At 43.4% G+C, this 18711-nt stretch carries 17 protein-coding genes; 4 read left to right on the top strand and 13 right to left on the bottom strand.

Annotated features, from left to right (window positions below; genetic code table 11):
- Positions 1–98 precede the first annotated feature (98 nt).
- On the top strand, positions 99–2576 hold the full coding sequence (locus tag ABDB98_RS03125) for an NB-ARC domain-containing protein (protein ID WP_438421338.1): 2478 nt from the start codon (positions 99–101) through the stop codon (positions 2574–2576).
- Positions 2577–2773: 197 nt separating this feature from the next.
- On the opposite strand, the gene ABDB98_RS03120 is transcribed toward ABDB98_RS03125, so the two are convergent.
- From ABDB98_RS03120 to groES, 4 genes are all read right to left on the bottom strand, one after another.
- Positions 2774–3163 carry a hypothetical protein gene (locus ABDB98_RS03120; RefSeq protein WP_438421337.1) on the bottom strand — a complete coding sequence of 130 codons (390 nt, stop codon included), beginning with the start codon at positions 3161–3163 and terminating at the stop codon, positions 2774–2776.
- Positions 3164–4759: 1596 nt separating this feature from the next.
- Positions 4760–7075 (bottom strand): glycoside hydrolase domain-containing protein, encoded by a 2316-nt coding sequence (locus ABDB98_RS03115; protein WP_438421336.1) that lies wholly within the window; start codon positions 7073–7075, stop codon positions 4760–4762.
- Positions 7076–7448: 373 nt separating this feature from the next.
- Entirely contained in the window at positions 7449–9083 is a 1635-nt protein-coding gene (gene groL / locus ABDB98_RS03110) for a chaperonin GroEL (protein ID WP_003155941.1), read from the bottom strand.
- A 41-nt stretch (positions 9084–9124) separates the two neighbouring features.
- The gene (gene groES / locus ABDB98_RS03105; RefSeq protein WP_003155970.1) at positions 9125–9409 is read right to left on the bottom strand and encodes a co-chaperone GroES; all 285 of its coding nucleotides are present in this window, start codon (positions 9407–9409) and stop codon (positions 9125–9127) included.
- A gap of 236 nt (positions 9410–9645) precedes the next feature.
- Between groES and ABDB98_RS03100 the strand changes: the two genes are divergently transcribed.
- Together ABDB98_RS03100 and ABDB98_RS03095 are read left to right on the top strand one after the other, a co-directional pair.
- On the top strand, positions 9646–10380 hold the full coding sequence (locus ABDB98_RS03100) for a CPBP family intramembrane glutamic endopeptidase (RefSeq protein ID WP_060963432.1): 735 nt from the start codon (positions 9646–9648) through the stop codon (positions 10378–10380).
- The gene (locus ABDB98_RS03095; protein ID WP_003155975.1) at positions 10377–10568 is read left to right on the top strand and encodes a YdiK family protein; all 192 of its coding nucleotides are present in this window, start codon (positions 10377–10379) and stop codon (positions 10566–10568) included. The genes ABDB98_RS03100 and ABDB98_RS03095 overlap by 4 nt, the downstream gene beginning before the upstream one ends.
- 37 nt (positions 10569–10605) lie before the next feature.
- Here the strand turns inward: ABDB98_RS03095 and tatC are convergent, their stop codons facing one another.
- The 4 genes from tatC to moaC are packed head-to-tail and all read right to left on the bottom strand — an operon-like array spanning position 10606 to position 12719.
- The gene (gene tatC / locus ABDB98_RS03090) at positions 10606–11367 is read right to left on the bottom strand and encodes a twin-arginine translocase subunit TatC (protein ID WP_095241917.1); all 762 of its coding nucleotides are present in this window, start codon (positions 11365–11367) and stop codon (positions 10606–10608) included.
- Between the two features lie 6 nt (positions 11368–11373).
- The gene (locus ABDB98_RS03085; RefSeq protein WP_003155981.1) at positions 11374–11544 is read right to left on the bottom strand and encodes a twin-arginine translocase TatA/TatE family subunit; all 171 of its coding nucleotides are present in this window, start codon (positions 11542–11544) and stop codon (positions 11374–11376) included.
- An 18-nt stretch (positions 11545–11562) separates the two neighbouring features.
- Complete coding sequence (locus ABDB98_RS03080) at positions 11563–12210, bottom strand: redox-sensing transcriptional repressor Rex (RefSeq protein WP_060963434.1); 648 nt, start codon at positions 12208–12210, stop codon at positions 11563–11565.
- Positions 12207–12719 carry a cyclic pyranopterin monophosphate synthase MoaC gene (gene moaC, locus ABDB98_RS03075; protein ID WP_003155986.1) on the bottom strand — a complete coding sequence of 171 codons (513 nt, stop codon included), beginning with the start codon at positions 12717–12719 and terminating at the stop codon, positions 12207–12209. Before moaC ends, ABDB98_RS03080 begins: the two co-directional genes overlap by 4 nt.
- A 139-nt stretch (positions 12720–12858) precedes the next feature.
- Here moaC and ABDB98_RS03070 point away from each other — a divergent pair, with 139 nt between their 5' ends.
- Positions 12859–14787 (top strand): ABC-F family ATP-binding cassette domain-containing protein, encoded by a 1929-nt coding sequence (locus tag ABDB98_RS03070; protein ID WP_438421335.1) that lies wholly within the window; start codon positions 12859–12861, stop codon positions 14785–14787.
- A gap of 222 nt (positions 14788–15009) precedes the next feature.
- On the opposite strand, the gene tsaD is transcribed toward ABDB98_RS03070, so the two are convergent.
- The 5 genes from tsaD to thiL are packed head-to-tail and all read right to left on the bottom strand — an operon-like array spanning position 15010 to position 18648.
- Positions 15010–16050, bottom strand: a complete 1041-nt coding sequence (tsaD, locus tag ABDB98_RS03065) for a tRNA (adenosine(37)-N6)-threonylcarbamoyltransferase complex transferase subunit TsaD (protein ID WP_438421334.1) — start codon at positions 16048–16050, stop codon at positions 15010–15012.
- The gene (rimI, locus tag ABDB98_RS03060; protein ID WP_016937067.1) at positions 16043–16498 is read right to left on the bottom strand and encodes a ribosomal protein S18-alanine N-acetyltransferase; all 456 of its coding nucleotides are present in this window, start codon (positions 16496–16498) and stop codon (positions 16043–16045) included. Before rimI ends, tsaD begins: the two co-directional genes overlap by 8 nt.
- A gap of 10 nt (positions 16499–16508) precedes the next feature.
- Positions 16509–17198, bottom strand: coding sequence for a tRNA (adenosine(37)-N6)-threonylcarbamoyltransferase complex dimerization subunit type 1 TsaB (gene tsaB, locus ABDB98_RS03055; protein ID WP_060963438.1), 690 nt, complete (start codon positions 17196–17198; stop codon positions 16509–16511).
- On the bottom strand, positions 17179–17655 hold the full coding sequence (gene tsaE / locus ABDB98_RS03050; protein WP_045926870.1) for a tRNA (adenosine(37)-N6)-threonylcarbamoyltransferase complex ATPase subunit type 1 TsaE: 477 nt from the start codon (positions 17653–17655) through the stop codon (positions 17179–17181). Before tsaE ends, tsaB begins: the two co-directional genes overlap by 20 nt.
- A gap of 15 nt (positions 17656–17670) precedes the next feature.
- Positions 17671–18648: a thiamine-phosphate kinase gene (thiL, locus tag ABDB98_RS03045; protein ID WP_438421333.1), complete on the bottom strand. Its 978-nt coding sequence runs from the start codon at positions 18646–18648 to the stop codon at positions 17671–17673.
- Between the last annotated feature and the right edge of the window lie 63 nt (positions 18649–18711).

Below are 18711 nucleotides of genomic sequence, written 5' to 3'. Positions count from 1 at the left end.
TCCTGCTGTATAAAAGGACAGCGGCACTGTACTTTTTATTTTTTCATATACAAAAAACACTGAATTGATAAAATAGTACTAATAGGAGGTGCAGGCTAATGGCTGAACTTGAAAACCGGGCACAATTTGCAGAACTGCTGGCGCCTGCCGTCAAATCACTGAAACTTCATCCTGATTACAACATCAAAAGGACAAAGAACGTAAAAGCAAGACAGTCTTATATAGACAAAATTGCACTCCGATTAGGCGTATCCTCTAACACGATCAAAAGCTGGATCGGACAGATGGGCGCAAACTACATTCCCGGACGAATTGACGACGGAAAGCTGTTCGGCATGATCTGGATTATTATAGAAAAGACCGACATGGATCCTGAATGGCTGACAGGCCTTCTGGAAAACACCACGATTCCTGTCATTACACCCGCATTGCCCGTTTGGACGGCGTCTTGTCTAAAAAAAGCAAAAATACGCCGGAAAGACGGATCATTCGGAGCACCGACTGATGAAGATGTTGAAAAAGCAGTGAAGCGGCTGTTTCATGACAGACCAAGCCATAAAACGAATGCGCTTACAGAACAGTCCGTCACGCATAACTTACCATCACGTCGGACCGGAAACTTTATCGGCCGCGGCTTTGATATAGAAGCGATCCGGCAATGGATGCTTTCTCCGTCACCGGTCTGTTTAATCACAGGCTGGGCCGGCATGGGAAAAACAACGCTCGCTCTTGAAGCAGCCTGCCTTTGTGCCGGAGGTTCTTCAAATTGGCCGGCATTCAACAGCATCATCTGGATCAGCGCTGACTGGAAGGGATTAAGCTTCAGCGATTTTTTAAACACGATTGCCTACCAGCTCGGACGCACCGAACAAATCGACAAATCCATCAACGAAAAACGGTTCGTCGTCCGCAATGCATTAGCCGCTCATGCAAATGAAAAACCCGTGTTGCTGATCGTTGACGGCATTGATACAGCGGAACGTGACATTCACGAATTTATCATCGGCCTTCCGCAAGGTGTAAAAGTCCTCCTTACAGCACGGGAAAACGTAAAACAGACATATCGGGACGGCCTCGGAGAACTGGCTGCCATCCAGCTGAGCGGTCTTGAACAAACGGATGCCCTTGATTTTTTTTGTCAAGAAGTGCACCGCTGTCTGCAAACATGCAATCTCCCGCATAAACGGGAAAAGCTGGAGCAGCTGTTGCAGCTATCGCCTGACCTTAAGAATGAATTTGTCTCGGCAGCCGCCGGCAACCCGAAGGCCATGGCACTCAGCATTGCATACATGTCAGACGACGACATCCCCGCTCCCCAGCTCATTCAAGAGCTTAAACAAGCGGGTTACTCATTATTGGAATTGTTTGAGGTTCTCTTTGGCCGCACATGGGACAGATGTCATGAAGACACACGGAAACTATGGCAGACGCTTTGCTTTTTCGCTAAGCCCCCTGACGAAAAAAGCTTGGCTCAAGCGGCCGGATTAGACGCCCGCCGTTTTCATTACGCGATTGAGCAAATGCGGTCATATGCTTTAATACAGCCGGAACGAAGCGAAGGAAGAATTCAATACGCAGCCCATCAAACCGTTGTCGCTTACGGCGAACAGCACTTATCCGAAAATCATGATTTTGCAAAAGAAGCCCGAAGCCGCTGGGCGCATTATTATATGGATTATGCGGAAACCCATATAAAACGGGAACAGCCGAATTCCATCTATTGGAGCTATCTGCTGGGACGGAATTTAGAGCTAATGAAAAAGGAATGGCCGAATATCTTGAAGGTCATCGAATGGTCGGGCGAAACCGGACAACATGACATCCTGATCAAACTCATCATCCGCATCAGCCACTTTCTAAGCAGAATCAGTCTGCCCCTGCGAATCGAATACGGATTAAAAGCCGCCGATGCCGCCCATCAATCAGGCGAACACACACGGGAAGCCTACTTCAGGATCGACACGGCAGGCTGGGCGCTGATGGAAGTCAACGATTCAGACGGAGCTCTCAGGCAAATAGAAGCCGGCCTGAAGATACTCGAACAATCAGGCGCGCCGGATCACGATGACTTAAAAGTATGGGGAACCGCCCTGCAATCGAGGCTGCTGTTAAAAACCGGAGAACCGGACAAAGCGGCAGCAATGCTGGACGGTATCAAAGATCAGCCCGTCTCCCCCATTATCCGGCACAGGGTTCTTCTGGTCCGCGGCGACCTGAGTTTCGCCCGATCTCATTATGAAGAAGCCATCACATTATACGAAGCGGCAAACACAACCAGCGCCGCATACGGCGGCGAAAAAACGATAGAGGCCTATTTTAACCTGGGCATGGCTTACGTCAAGTGTGATCAACTCGAAAAAGCGGAAAAAGCCTTTGAACAGATGCTCTATGACAAACACAACGCCAATCAAGTTGAACTGATTTACTATCATTACGGAATGGCACAGCTGTTGTACCGAAAAGGAGAAAATACGAAAGCGATAGAAGCTAATCAAAAGGCGATTCGTCTGATTGATTCGTGGGAGCCTGGGATTGGGATTCGGGGTGAGGTGGAGCAAATGGATATTCTCATTTAAAAGACAACTACATTGCGGCTAGCGGTAAGAGCTTTGAAAAACACTCATGACCTTGTTGTTTTTAAAGATAAAAAGGTATCTTTATCAGTACAGTAAATTGATTAAGATACCTTGATTGAAAAATTAATTTTTCACAGAAAACAAATTTCTAAAGTTAAACTTTTTAACAACAAGAGGTTAATACTTATACAGCCGTATTAATGCTGTACTGTAATATAATGTTTTAGTTCACCTGACCAATATCTTCCTCCCCAATCCTGTCCAACTCGCACATCATACTTACCTGCAGGAAGATTTTTCGTTGAAAAACTCACACGAAAATTACGTGAACCAATACTATGCGAAATATCTTTTCTGGCAAATACTTTACCTTTATTATTTAAGATAATTACTGAAAAGCCATTATCTAAATCCCTAGCCAAAGTACCCGTAACTACAATGGAAGTAGCACTTTTCGTATATGTATTAGCATCTGTTTTAAATTTGATTGTACCTTTCGAATCCATAGCTAAGGCTTCTGACCCGCCTGCGAAAATGGCAACTCCCAAAAGTACTGCTGTAAACAGGGTCATTACTAACTTTTTCATCTTTTGAATTCCTCTTTTCTTTTTAATATTTTAAATCCACAATTATAATAACATATTTTCCTAAAAAAAACAGAGGTTTTTCCATATCTTTCTTCCGAGAAATGAATAAGTATGATAGAAATTTATTAATATTAATGCAAATTTAAGATTCTTGTGAAATGAAGCTTAAAATTTGAAGTATCAGATCTATAAAAGCTTTGCCAAGGTGTCCAATAAACCCATATACACGAATAAAAGATTACAAAGTGCTAGACAAATACACTTTTATAAAAATTTTTTTCAAATCTAGTAGGCGGATGTGAGGATAATTTGTTCGCACGCCTTTTATTTGCATGCTCGAAATAACGAATTAGTTATTATTTCCATCTGCAAAATTGCGTTTTATTTTTTCATAGGATTTTTTCCCTGAAACTTTAAGTGATTTTTCCAACCTCTTCTTTTCTTATGGTTTTCCCATACATGCAGGGTGATGACTTTTCGACGGAGCTTTGATTTTGTGCAGTTCTAAAGCAGGGGGGTATGTGAACACATTTAAGAATTGATCTATATCATCGATAGCCTTTTCGGTCAGTTATTGTGTATGTGAATTTTTGTTTATCTTTTCGATTGTTTTCTTGTGCATTTACTCTTGTTGGACATTGGCTTTAAAATATGTGAAGACACGTTCGGCCAATATATTATGAATAATGGCCTGAAGTACAATTTTATCAAAAACATCTTGTAAGTTGGTTGTATTTCATAAAGTTAGTGCATTTCTTCCAGTTTATAGTGAGTTGTGCAGAATATTATATCGTTGATATTCAACCCAAGAAACCATGTGTTACGCACTATTAAATAATAAATTTTATCTTTAGAACTGTCTATCTAAACGGATACCACGAAGATATCCGTGAATATCATTTAATGAAATCAGCAGATTCCTTTATTTCACGATATTAGGGTTTAACTTATTTATGATGAAAAAGATTTATGTATTAATCAATTTTTTAAAACAGTGAACCTCTTTGTACGATTCGCTTAGACAAATCAAATTCAGCTTATGCTGAAAAGAAATTCTTGTGTTTAATATTAAAAAAGAAACCTGCCTTTGAAGTCTGCTATTTTCACAAAATGGATATTCCATTGGGAAATAAAAGGACTGTCGAGTTTTTTAGAGCTTAGTCTTACTTTTAGTAATCTTTCATAGCTTCGGCATACTTCTTAAATCTAGTATGGTTATACATAATGGTTACTTCCCCACTAAACCCGCCATCAAAAGGCCTGCTACGATCAATAATAAGAATAAAAGAATACAGAGTGCCAGGATAAAAATAGAAAGATACTTAGCAATCCCTTTAGGGGCTTTTAATGCTAGAAGCCCCCCCACAACTATCCCTAGAATTCCAAGCGCCCAATGGATATGGGGTAGAAAACACAATGTGAATAACAGCATGATAAGTGACACTATCCCTAAATATTTCCTCATGTTTCCCCCTTTCTCTTTCCTTCCATAAAATCAAAAAGAAAATTGAACTTATAATTTGTTGTATCTTCTTAAGATCTTAAAATATAGAGTACCATATTTTTCGAAATGTATGGTACTCTACTCTAAATTTTCTATTCACTTGCTACAAGGTCTAATATTTTATCAGCAAAAGCATTTGCAATCATTTCTCCCTCTTCTTCCGTATAATAAGGGACTTCCATTTGCATTGAACCCCTTAGGGCTACCCTTGCCGCTGTAATATCAGGATTATCTCCAATCATAATATTACTCGCATTCAGTCTCAAATTATTTTCATTACTATTAAATTTATTTTTATAAAACAGCTTATATCTTGAGAAAACAAGACTATCATAATACTCTTGAACTGCATTTAAAATTGGCTTAGTGTTGTTATTTAATAAGATCTGTGCGATGTTAATAGCATCGATATCTCCAAGAAAATCAGAATTATCAAAGTTACCGGCCATTGTTTTTGTACCGATTAGGTCGTAAGCAGCTTGATATGTTCTTGTTTCAATATCGCCGCTATACTTATCTCTATATTTATATACATCTGCAGCAACAGTAAATAAATCACCACCCCACCCTGCTAAATCTTGCTGTGTAGTTCCAACTAATGGAAGATTCGCATACAATAGAGCAGATAATGTAGCCATAAGATGAGGAAAATCAATAACTTCAGATTTTGAAACAGGATCAGTTGCATAGACAAAACTATTTTCCCCTACAGCATTAATCACATACTCTTCAAAGTCTTTATCAAATTGGCCAGAAGTTAATGTCCATATTAAAGATTCATATCTTTTGCGACGATAATAGTTGGTTGTAAGCTTATTCGCTTGATTAATATCATTGTTTGTATATTGAAGTCCTAAAAGTTGAATTTCATATAATTGCTTGTATAGCTCTTGATTGAGATCAGTTGAGAAATCAAGACTTGAAGCCCCCTTATCAAGTCCCGACTTAATATTATTGTCTATTTCAATTTTACTGTCTCCTGAACCAACACTAATAGTTGAAATTTGATCGAATGCCCAATTCTTCGGCAATGGATAGCCTAAATTTGCACTAAATCCCGTGGACATATCACTTACAAAACTGGTTGTTGCCCAACCTTTCTCCGATACTTGACTGCAAACATTCCGAGCTCCATATATTCCAACTTTATAACGGTTCCCCAGATATTTCATTTGTTCATTGATACCCTTAAAGTGTGGAAGAATTTTGTTAGTTATATCATCTCCTAAAGCGTCAAAATCCACGGCAAAATATATTGTTGTTCCATTTTTAAATCCATAATTTTTGGCAGCTGTAAAAGCATCTTGAGCATCTCTTTTCCCTTGAGCTTCACTGAAATATCTTGAATTATTCCCATAAGTTTGATATATCGGAAAAACAGTTAAACCAGCATTAAAAATAGTTTTTAATTCGCCAGGTTTTATTTTTTTCTCCAATCCTCCTGGAATGTCTACAAGATAACGACCAATACTTTCATAGCCTGCATTCTTTAAAGCTTTAGCTCTAGCAGGCGTAACTTCTGTTATACAATCACAAGCTGTACCCTTGCGATTAGGATCTCCTTTACTCTGCAACAAAGAGAGCCAAGTTTGTTTTCCTGTAACTCCATCGGCTGGCAACTTAACAAACTGTTGGAATTCACTTACTACATTTTTTAATAGTGTACTGTACTGTCCATTGAATTCTCCCGGATTGAAACTATTTACATATAATGCATATTGAAGGAGCTTAACAAAGTTTGCATTAGTACTCCCTATGCTAAGAGTTGGTAAAAGGTTGGTCGTAGAAGGCCCTATTGATCCCGTTTGTAGAGAGGGAGCAATTCCCTCTTCTGTTTGAATACCGTATATTAAAGCTTTATTAGTCCCTCTTTGGTAGTAACCATCACAGGGCTGGACTCCAGATGTTTTGTAATATTTTGAATTAAGATCTCTTTGCATTTCTCTAATTCTAGAATTACCACCTGATGTGAGCACATAAGCATCCATAGTTAAAAATGCTTTAAATATATAGGAATAAACTTTCCCATCACGAATAGGCAGTCCCGCATCAGTTTGTAATTTAATTACTGCAGCTTTAGTCCCTTCTCCAAAAGTTCCTGTAAATCCAGTTGGATTGTAACCTTTACAATACATTGCTCCTTGAAGAATTAGTACAATTCTTTTTCCTTTGTCATCAGTAGGAATACGCCCAATTTCCATTTCTCCCCATGATTTGTAAGCCACTTCAGTTCCTGGTCCAAAATTATCAGCAGGTGTAGAGATTCCAAGTTCAATTTGCAAAGCCCTAGTTAAAGCATACATCGTGGACCAACCAGTTTTCCCACTTTCAGGGGCTGGAACGAAGCCAGGCTTTCCAGAGTAAGCAGCATTTACCCATAGTTGTACTTTCTGAATCATTTCATCCATTATGATCACCTCTTTTATAGTATTCATATCTAGGTGGCAAGCGTATGACAAGGAAACCCTTCACAGTTGAGAAGGGTTTCATCATACTATGGCAAAATTCATCAATAGGCTTTTTTTGCATTAAAATACTTATAAATGAAAAATTAAGACATTTTAAATTAATACATGCAATTATTGAAAAAGGTAAGCGGAGTCAACAATAAAATATATACCTACTTTTCACCTTATAAATAAAAAAGGATGCTTCCTCTAAAGTCCCAGCAGACTTTTGGAAGCATCCTCAATAAATGTTATCTTTTTGCTGTTTTTTCAGCAGATTGGGGTGATAATAAACGGTCAAACCCTTGTTATATCAAGGGTTTTCGCCGTTTAATTACATCATTCCGCCCATACCGCCCATGCCGCCCATGTCAGGCATTCCTGCACCGCCGGCGTTTTCTTCCGGTTTGTCAGCGACAACGGCTTCAGTTGTCAGGAGCATTGCTGCTACAGACGCAGCGTTTTGCAGAGCAGAACGCGTCACTTTTGTCGGGTCAACGATACCTTTTTCGATCATGTTTACCCATTCGCCAGTTGCAGCGTTGAAGCCTACGCCGATTTTTTCGTTTTTGAGGCGCTCAACGATGACAGATCCTTCAAGACCAGCGTTGTGCGCGATTTGACGGATCGGCTCTTCAAGCGCGCGAAGCACGATGTTGATACCTGTTTGCGCATCGCCTTCTGCTTCAACTGCAGCGACTTTGTTGTATACGTTGACAAGCGCTGTACCACCGCCGGATACGATGCCTTCTTCAACAGCTGCGCGAGTTGAGTTGAGGGCGTCTTCGATGCGAAGTTTACGCTCTTTCAGCTCAGTTTCAGTCGCAGCGCCGACTTTGATGACAGCTACGCCGCCGGCAAGTTTCGCAAGACGCTCTTGTAATTTTTCTCTGTCGAATTCAGAAGTTGTTTCTTCCACTTGAGCGCGGATTTGGTTAACGCGTGCAGCGATTTTTTCAGTATCGCCGGCGCCTTCTACGATTGTTGTGTTTTCTTTCGTTACCACAACTTTAGAAGCGCGTCCCAATTGTCCGATTTCAGTAGATTTCAGGTCAAGACCTAAATCTTCTGTGATCACTTCTCCGCCTGTAAGAACGGAAATGTCTTCAAGCATTGCTTTACGGCGGTCACCGAAGCCAGGAGCTTTAACGGCAACAGCGTTGAATGTGCCGCGAAGTTTGTTGACAACGAGTGTAGCAAGAGCTTCACCTTCAACATCTTCAGCGATCAGAAGCAATGGTTTGCCTTGCTGTACAACTTGCTCAAGCACAGGAAGGATTTCTTGAATGTTTGTGATTTTTTTGTCTGTGATTAAGATGTAAGGATTGTCAAGAACCGCTTCCATCTTATCAGAGTCAGTCACCATGTAAGGAGATGCATATCCGCGGTCGAATTGCATACCTTCCACAACTTCAAGCTCAGTTGTGAAGCCTTTAGACTCTTCGATTGTGATGACGCCATCGTTTCCTACGCGCTCCATTGCTTCAGCGATAAGGCTTCCGACTTCCTCATCAGCAGCAGAGATCGCAGCAACCTGAGCGATAGACTCTTTGCCTTCGATCGGCTTAGAAATTTCTTTTAAGTTTTCGATTGCAACAGTTACGGCTTGTTCCATACCTTTACGGACGCCGACAGGGTTTGCTCCCGCAGTTACGTTTTTCAGGCCTTCACGGATCATAGCCTGCGCAAGAACTGTTGCAGTCGTTGTACCGTCACCGGCAACGTCGTTTGTTTTGCTGGCTACTTCAGCTACAAGCTTCGCACCCATGTTTTCAAACGCGTCTTCAAGTTCAATTTCTTTTGCGATTGTCACACCGTCATTTGTAATTAACGGAGAACCGAATTTTTTCTCCAGAACCACGTTGCGTCCTTTTGGCCCTAAAGTTACTTTTACAGCGTCAGCAAGCGCATCGACACCGCGAAGCATAGCGCGGCGTGCTTCTTCACTAAACTTAATATCTTTTGCCATGTTAACGAAACCTCCTCGAATTTTTAAAAGTATTTATTTGCTTAGCCGATAACAGCTAAAATGTCGCTTTCACGTAAGATTAAGTATTCAGTACCTTCGTATTTCACTTCAGTACCGGCGTATTTTGAGAAGATAATGCGGTCGCCCTCTTTTACTTCTAAAGCAACGCGCTCTCCGCTTTCCAACACGCGACCTGAACCGGCTGCCACGATTTTGCCTTCTTGCGGCTTTTCTTTTGCAGAATCCGGTAATACGATTCCGCTGGCAGTTTTTTCTTCAGATTCTACGAGTTCAATGACAACGCGATCACCTAATGGCTTTAACAATGTAATAACCTCCTCAATAGTATGAATATGTAATTTTAGCACTCAGCTCTAAAGAGTGCTAACACAATTATTATAATAAAGAATCTCACTTCCAATTTCAAGTCATAAGAATAAAAAATTTTCACGCTTACATCATTCTCTCTTACAGCGATTTTCTCCTTTTTTCACGTCTGGTTCACTTATGTTACAATAAGAACAAATAAGTTGATTTTATAGGATAAAGGAGTACATATCATTTGAGAAAACAGTATTGGTATATCATTTTGACATACGTTATCATGCAGCTTTCCGCATTGATCGGCATTCCTTTAATGTACAAATTCGGCTATGCGGGCGGGCATCCTACGAATGCGAATCTCACCATGGCTCAGGGGATTTATTCCGTCGTAAGCTTTTTTATCTGCCTGATTATCGTTCTCTTGATTTTGAGAACCGCGCCGAAGCAGACATTAAGAAACGGGAAGAAAGCATCCGCCGGCATGTCCGTTCTCTGGGCGGTCGCGGGAATATGGCTCGCTTTATTTTCTCAGGGTATCGCCGGAATGATTGAGCAGTATGTCTTTCACGTGAACAGCGGTTCCGAAAACACGAAAGCCATTCTCAACATTATAAAAGCCATGCCGCTCATGATTATCGTTTCTTCTATCGTCGGGCCGATTCTTGAAGAAATCATTTTCCGGAAGATCATCTTCGGTGTATTATATGAAAAAACGAATTTCTTTTTCGCCGGACTGATCAGTTCCGTCATTTTCGGCATTGTGCATCAGGACCTCACACACCTGCTGCTATATACGGCCATGGGCTTTACCTTTGCGTTCTTGTATGTGCAGACGAAACGGATTATTGTGCCGATATTCGCCCATGTCATGATGAATACCATTGTCGTGGTCATGCAGCTCGGCCCCGCCCAAAAATATATTGAACAGCATAGTGAACAAATGCAATTAATTATTGGAGGATTGTTTGTATGAGGAACCCAATGACTTGGGGCTTGATTTATTTCGCAGTCGGCTGTATCTTTACGTATTTGGCCGCAAGCTCGCCGGGAAGTATGTGGTCTTTTTATTCCATACTGCTGATGGTTTTCGCCGCTTATAATATCAGCATCTCGTTTAAAATGTTCGCTTTCTCATTTAAAGTGAAAAAAAATCAAAAATAAAGAAAAGCCATTTCTCATCATGGAGAAATGGCTTTTTTTATGCTGATACGTCCTGGTCGGATTCACTGCTGCCGGTCTGCCTTTTCCGGTACGCCGCTTTTGAGATCAGGATACTGATCTCATATAAAATGCAAAGCGGAATCGTAATCATCAAGTGAGACAGCAGCTCAGGCGGCGCAATCATCGCGGCGATCACGAGCAGCACAAAATACGCGTACTTCCTGATCTTCGATAAAAACATCGGCGTGACAACCCCGAGCCTCGTTAAAAACATGATCAGCACCGGCATCTGAAACAGCAGCCCGAACGGAATCGTCAGCTGCAGCAGAAAATGAAAGTACTCGCTGATTCCGATCACTTGGTTGACATCGAGGTCATTCGAGACCCGCTTCATAAAATCAACGACCAGCGGAAATAAAATATAATAAGAAAATGACACACCGCCGACAAACAGCACAATCGAAATCGGAATATAGCTGAGTGTTACTTTGCGCTCCTTCTCATACAGCCCCGGGCTGACAAACGCCCAAATCTGATAGAGAATAATCGGCGAAGTCAAAATGATGCCGATAATAAACGCGAACTGCAAAAAGATAAACAGCGGATCCGTCAGGTTAAAAGCATTAAGGGTGAGCTCTTTTACTTCATCGGCTTTTTGAAGATACACAATGATAGGTTTTGCCAGAAAAAAGCCGGCAATAAAGAAAACCGTAAAGGATAACGCCACAATCAGCAATCGTTTCCGAAGTTCGGCAATATGCTCCACAAGCGTCATTTGATTCACTCTCATACGCGTCATCCTATCTTACTGTTCTTCTTTCTTTTTTTCCTCTTCTTCACCGGCTAATCCCTTAGTGGCGTTCTTAAATTCACGAAGCGTGTCCCCCGCGGCTTTTCCTAACTCGGGAAGTTTCTTCGGACCGAAAATAATCACCGCCACCACACCGATAACAGCCAGGCTTCCAGGACCGATCATGTGCAGCTCCTCCTTTCGTTATTCAATTTCTTCCAAAACAGAATAATGCTTTAAGAAATAAACCAATGATTGAAGCTCTACAGCTAAATCTATATGATGAATTCGAATGTGATCCGGCACATTCAAACGGGCCGGCGTAAAGTTTAGGATTCCCTTGATTCCGAGCGACACGAGCCGATCGGTGATTGACTGCGCGGCAACCGCCGGAACGGTAAGAATCGCCACGGGTTCATCCTTAATGTGAAGTTCTAAATCATTAAGAGCATAGACAGGCACGCCGCCTACCTCAGTTCCTATTTTACTCTGATTCACATCAAAAGCCATAGATATTTTTGTGTTATTATTTTTTGTGAAATTATAGTGAAGAAACGCCGTCCCTAAATTCCCGACACCGATCAAAATGACGTTCGTCGTTTCATCCTGATCCAGTGTTTTTCTGAAAAATGACAGCAGGTAATCCACATTATAGCCGTATCCTTTTTTGCCGAGCGCCCCGAAATAGGAAAAATCCCGGCGGATCGTGGCCGAATCGACTTTTACCGCATCGCTCAGTTCAGCAGATGAAACGCGCTGCTTTCCTGACGCGTGTAAATTCTTTAAAAAGCGGTAATAAAGCGGCAGCCGTTTTGCTGTCGCCTGCGGAATTTTTGATTGATCCTTGTTCATGATTGGTCCTCCACTTTATACTCAGATGCATCTCTTTTAAAATCACCGTTTTTGCCTCCCGTTTTTTCCATGAGGCAGGTCGGGCCGATGACCATTCCTTTATCCAGCGCCTTGCACATGTCATAAACGGTCAAAGCGCAGACTGAAGCCGAAGTTAGCGCTTCCATTTCCACACCTGTACTCCCTTTCGTTTTTACGCTTGCCTGTATATGAAGAACGGCTTCGGAATCCTTTTCCTCCCAGCCGAATGAAATGTCGACGCTGCTTAAAGAAAGCGGGTGGCACATCGGGATAATCGCTGAGGTCTGCTTTGCAGCCATGATTCCGGCCACCTGTGCGACAGCCAGTACGTCTCCTTTTCCGATCTCGCGGTTTTTGATTCTGCTGTACACGTCATGCTTCATGTGTACGCTGGATATCGCAGCGGCAGTACGGACTGTTGAAGATTTATCGCTTATATCCACCATGCGGGCACGGCCTTCTTCATTAAAATGAGAAAATCCATTCATATTTAAACTCTCCTTACTTCTGATCATACACTATTTTCTCCCTGATGTCTTATCCTATAATGTTCCAATTCTGATGTATTGTTTGCTGACAGCAGGTTGATAAGCTACACTTAACTTATTATAACAGAGGTGAAATAATATGATGATCTTACAAATTAATCAGCTGTCCAAATCTTTTGGCGCTGATCCTATTTTAAACAATATAAAGCTTGAAGTCAGATCTCGGGATCGCATCGCCATTGTAGGCAGAAACGGAGCCGGCAAATCAACTCTCCTTAAAATTATCGCAGGTCACCTTTCATATGAAAAGGGTGAATTAATCAAACCGAAAGAATTAACGATGGGATATCTTGCCCAGCACACAGGCTTGGAATCCCAGCTTACCATAAAAGAAGAACTGCTGAGTGTTTTTGATTTCCTGAAAGCAATGGAAAAAGAAATGCGTTCTATTGAAGAAAAGATGGCTACGGCCGCCCCCGCGGAGCTTGAGACACTGATGAAAACCTATGACAGGCTTCAGCAGGACTTCAAGGATAAAGGCGGCTATCAGTATGAAGCGGACGTCCGTTCTATCCTTCACGGCCTCGGTTTCGGAAAATTTGACGATTCCGTGAAAGTGCAAAGCCTGAGCGGCGGTCAGAAAACAAGACTTGCACTCGGCAAGCTTTTGCTGACCCAGCCTGATCTGCTTATTTTGGATGAACCGACGAACCATCTCGACATCGACACGCTTACATGGCTTGAGCATTATTTACAGGGATATTCAGGCGCCATCCTGATTGTCTCCCACGACAGATACTTTCTTGATAAAGTCGTCAGCCAAGTGTACGAGGTCTCACGGACAGAAAGCAAAAAATACCTCGGCAACTACAGCGCCTATTTAGAACAAAAAGCTGAGCAGTATGAGAAAGACCTGAAGCTGTATGAAAAACAGCAGGACGAAATCGCCAAGCTCCAAGATTTTGTCGACCGCAATCTGGCCAGAGCATCAACAACAAAAAGAGCCCAAAGCAGACGAAAGCAGCTTGAACGGATGGACGTCATGGCAAAGCCGCTCGGTGATGAAAAATCAGCCGCCTTCCGTTTTGACATTACAAAACAGAGCGGAAACGACGTCCTTCGCGTACAGGATGTTTCCATCAGCTATGACGGCCAGCCGCCGCTTTTGAAAAACCTGACCTTCGGCATTACAAGAGGGGAAAGCGCCGCCCTCGTCGGACCGAACGGGATCGGCAAGTCAACCCTGCTGAAAGCCATTAACAATATGCTCAGTCCGAAATCCGGGTCGATCACGTACGGTTCCAATGTCACAATCGGCTATTATGATCAGGAGCAAGCCGAACTGACCTCATCCAAACGCGTCTTGGACGAGCTGTGGGATGAATATCCGGACATGCCGGAAAAAGAGATCAGGACATGCCTCGGCAACTTTCTGTTCAGCGGAGACGATGTCCTGAAACCTGTCCGTTCTCTAAGCGGCGGTGAGAAAGCAAGAGTTGCGCTTGCCAAGCTGATGCTGCAAAAAGCAAACTTTCTCATCCTTGATGAACCGACAAACCACCTTGATCTGGACAGTAAAGAAGTGTTGGAAAACGCCCTGATCGACTATCCGGGAACCCTGTTATTTGTATCGCATGACCGCTACTTTATTAACAGGATCGCCACAAGAGTGCTGGAGCTGTCTCCGGATCATGCAGAAGAATATTTGGGTGACTATGACTATTACACCGAGAAAAAAGCCCAGCAGCTGGAATTGGAAGAAATGAAACGGCAGGAAAAAGAGCAAGCACAACCTGCCGGCAAGGTCAAACAGGACACAAAAAGAACATACGAGGAAGAAAAAGAATGGAAAAAGAAAGAACGGCAGCGCCTGAGACGCATTGAAGAAATCGAAGCAGCGGTCTCATCCGCCGAAGAGAAAATCAGCGCCAATGAGGAGCTGCTGTGCGACCCTGACGTGTATCAGGATCATGAAAAGGTACAGACCATTCACTCAGAGAACGAAGCTCTGAATCAAGAGCTGGAACGATTATTAGCAGAGTGGGAAGAACTCTCCTCAGAAGAATAGAAAAAGTCAAGCACCTCTTTAAGGGGTGCTTTTTTATCCACAGCTTTTCTCCTTTCCTGCTATTTAAGTAAGCGCTTTATACACACTATCCACAAAATTTTCTGACTTTATCCACTTTACTAACAACTTTTAGATCCTTATCCAGCCTGGATTTCTGAATATATTCACAATCCTGTGGATATGTTAGAATTATCTGTTAATAAATTAAAAAAGCCTCACGTTTTACAACGTGAGACGATCAAAAGATGTTAATTCCAAGCCGGGCTGTCCGTTCATATCATATGAACCCCGGATTCCCTTTTCAAAAGCAACGGTTCCGGCAGCCGCAATCATCGCTGCATTGTCCGTGCATAAAGAAAGCGGCGGGATAACAAGCTCAGGATCTCCCGGATGGCTGAATTCCTGCTGCAAAGCGGCTCTCAGCCCTTTGTTGGCGGCTACGCCTCCCGCAAGCAGCACTTGTTTAACCCCGTATTCTTTCGCAGCCTTAGAGGTTTTTGCCGTCAGTACATCAATGACACTCTGCTGAAAACTTGCGGCAAGATCCTCAGGAGGAATCACCTCATTTTTTTGCGAGGCGTTATGGAGTGTGTTAATCACGGCTGATTTCAGCCCGCTGAAGCTGAAATTGTAAGATCCCTCATCCAGCCACGCACGCGGAAGCGGAATAGAATCCGTTCCCACAGCAGCCAGCTTATCAATCTGCGGCCCTCCCGGATAAGGAAGCCCCATCGTTCTTGCCACTTTGTCGTAAGCTTCGCCTGCGGCATCATCCAGCGTTTCTCCGATAACCTCGAATGAACCGTGCTCTTCCATATAAACCAATTCCGTATGTCCGCCCGACACAACCAAAGCAAGCGCCGGGAACTGAAGCTCCTCTACCAGTCTGTTTGCATAAATATGGCCCGCAATGTGATGGACGCCGACTAACGGTATTTGATGGGCAAAGCTTAACGCCTTTGCCGCATTGACTCCGATTAACAGGGCTCCGACAAGTCCGGGTCCTTCCGTTACCGCAATCGCATCGAGATCACCAAAGCCCATCTCCGCTTTTAAAAGAGCTTCCTCAATCACTAGGGTAATCTGCTCCACATGATGTCTGGACGCAATTTCAGGCACGACCCCGCCGAACCGTTTATGGCTTTCAATTTGCGAAGCGACTACGTTTGAAACGATTTCTTTACCGTTTTTCACGACTGAAGCCGCTGTTTCATCACAGCTTGTTTCAATTCCTAATACATAAATATCTTGTTTTTCACTCATGTAATGTCACCCACATTAATAACGCATCTTCCCCGTTATCTGTATAGTATTGTTTTCTGATTCCTCCGGCCTGAAGACCGAATTTTTTATATAAGGATTGGGCGGGATGATTCGAGACCCTGACTTCGAGAGAGAGCCTCCTTGCCTTTTTTTCTCTGCACAGTTCTACCGCAGCGCGAAACAGAGCTTCTCCCAATGATTGGCCCCGGTATTCCGGCTTAATGGCTATGTTCGTAATCTGCGCGTCATCTATAATAATCCAGATTCCGCAATACCCCGCCAGACAGCCGTCCTTTTCAATGACAAGGTAGTGCGCATACGGATTTTCCAAAAGCTCATGATAAAATGAATCCTTCGTCCACGGAGAAGTGAAGGATGCTGTTTCAATTTCATAAATTTGATCAATATCTTCCGGCCGCATGCTTCGAATCGCCGTTTTCGTTTTCATCCCCATCACCCTATTTTTGAGATTCCATCCATTTCGCTTCAGCCTCTGCCAGACGCAAATAATCCGGAACAAGGCTGTGGACATCCGCTTCTTCTTTTTCCAAGCCTAAAAACGCCAGCTCTGACGGCCGCGGATTATGCTGTGCAGCCGTTCCCATCACTGCTTGAGATGTCAGTTCATGCAGAATGGTTTCTTCATGAATGGCTGTATCATGCCCTAAAAATAAAACCGGAGACGCTTTTTCTTTCAGCATGCCGAGCCAATCCGTCAAAAGCACATTCTGATCAGGAAGAACGGATTGTAATCGGCCGTCCTGATATTCATAAAGTCCCGTATACACCTGTCCGCGTCTGGCATCAAATAACGGGCAGATCAGACCTTGAAAATGCCGTCCGTTCGCCGCCAGCACCTCAAGGCTCGACACAGCGGAAATCGGAAGCTTCAGCGACCAAGCCAAAGTCTTCGCCAGCGTCACACCGATTCTGACACCAGTGTACGATCCCGGTCCTTTCGCCACCGCTATTTTCGTAAGGTCCTGCGGTGTTAGGCCGCAATCCTCCAGCAATGAATTGACAGCAGGCATCGCCCGCACGGAATGATTCTTTTTTAAATATGTAATATACTCCGCCATCACCGTTTTCTCACGAACGAGCGCGGCACCCAGCGTGTAATTTGACGTATCAATTGCCAGTATTGTCATGTTTATTAATCTCCTCACAAAGCGTTTCATACCGTGTTCCGCAAGCCGTAAAGGTAATGTCCCTTTCCTCATCACCGGCTCTCTTGATGACGATCTGCAGCCGTTCAGCGGGCAGCTGATCCTGAATTAAATGAGCCCATTCAATTAAACAGACGCCTTGTCCTTCAAAATATTCTTCAAGGCCTAAGTCTTCGCTTTCATCCTCCATGCGATACACATCCATATGATATAGAGGAAGCGAACCATCATGGTATTCTTTTATAATTGTAAAGGTCGGGCTGTTTACCACTCTAGTGATCCCCAGTCCTTCGGCAAACCCTTTTGTGAAAGTCGTTTTTCCCGCTCCCAAGTCGCCTTCCAGTGTCAGAATGTCTCCCGGCTTTGCCAATGAAGCGGCAAGCTTGGCTACGGCTTTCGTTTCTTCAGGGTTTTTCGTTCTCCATTGTAATGTCTTCAAAGTGAGTCACCCGTCTTATTTAAAATGATTGTATCCTTTTTTCTCAAGGACGATTTGTCTCTGATCATTGGCTGTCAAAAGAACACTTGCTTCCTTCCGTTCAGTCACCGCTCCAATCTGCGCAATCCGAATGCCTGATTGCGTGCAGTAATCAAGCAAAGAGATCCACTCCTGCTGAGAGACCGTTCCAGCCAATTCATAATCTTCTCCGCCGAATAACACCCATCTCTTCCACTGAGGATCTGCCTCAGGCAAATCCGGATGCACCGGCAGAAGCTGTTCTTCAATTTCTATCGTAACTGAGCTTGACTCAGCTATTTCATGCAGTTCACTGGCCAATCCGTCACTGATATCATTCAGAGCCGCGCGTTGAAGCTGAGAGCAGAAGCGGCCGACCTGAACCCTCGGCACGGGCCGTTTATGTTTTTCGATAAAATAATCACCCGTATGAAAAGCAGAAGGAGGCGTTTCTCTTAATAAAAGAGACAGCCCCGCTGCGGACGAGCCGATTTCTCCCGTAACAAACACAACATCCCCGGGTCTTGCCGAGCTTCGCAGACAAGCTCGATTCTTTTCGACTTCTCCGATGACCGTAACGGTAATAACGGCTTGACCGGAAGCGGAAACAGTATCTCCCCCGATCAAATCCATCCGGTATAGTTTCGCCAGTTCCGCCATCCCTTCATACATTGCCTGGACATCAGCTTTCTGCCAGCAGGAGGGAACAGCAAGAGACACCAGATAAAACTTCGGAATGCCTCCCATCGCCGCCATATCACTAATGTTAACAGCGAGCGCCTTATAACCGATATCTTGAGGAGAGGAGTACTCTGATTTAAAATGGACACCCTCCACCATCGTGTCTAAACAGACAATTTGCTGCATATGAGATGACGCTGTATAAACCGCACCATCATCACCGATCCCAACATCGACGGAAGGATGATAATACGAATGCGGAGTAATACTGTGAATCAAATCAAACTCGTCCATGTTTCTCCCGTCTCCCTTTCTGACGCTCTTGTAAAATACAGCTCTTTCTAGTGTATCGGATTA

Origin of the sequence: Bacillus siamensis (genome assembly GCF_051628075.1) — a bacterium.
GTDB lineage: Bacteria > Bacillota > Bacilli > Bacillales > Bacillaceae > Bacillus > Bacillus siamensis.
Note: the sequence above shows the minus strand (reverse complement) of the source record. Positions and strands in the feature narration are given on the sequence as shown.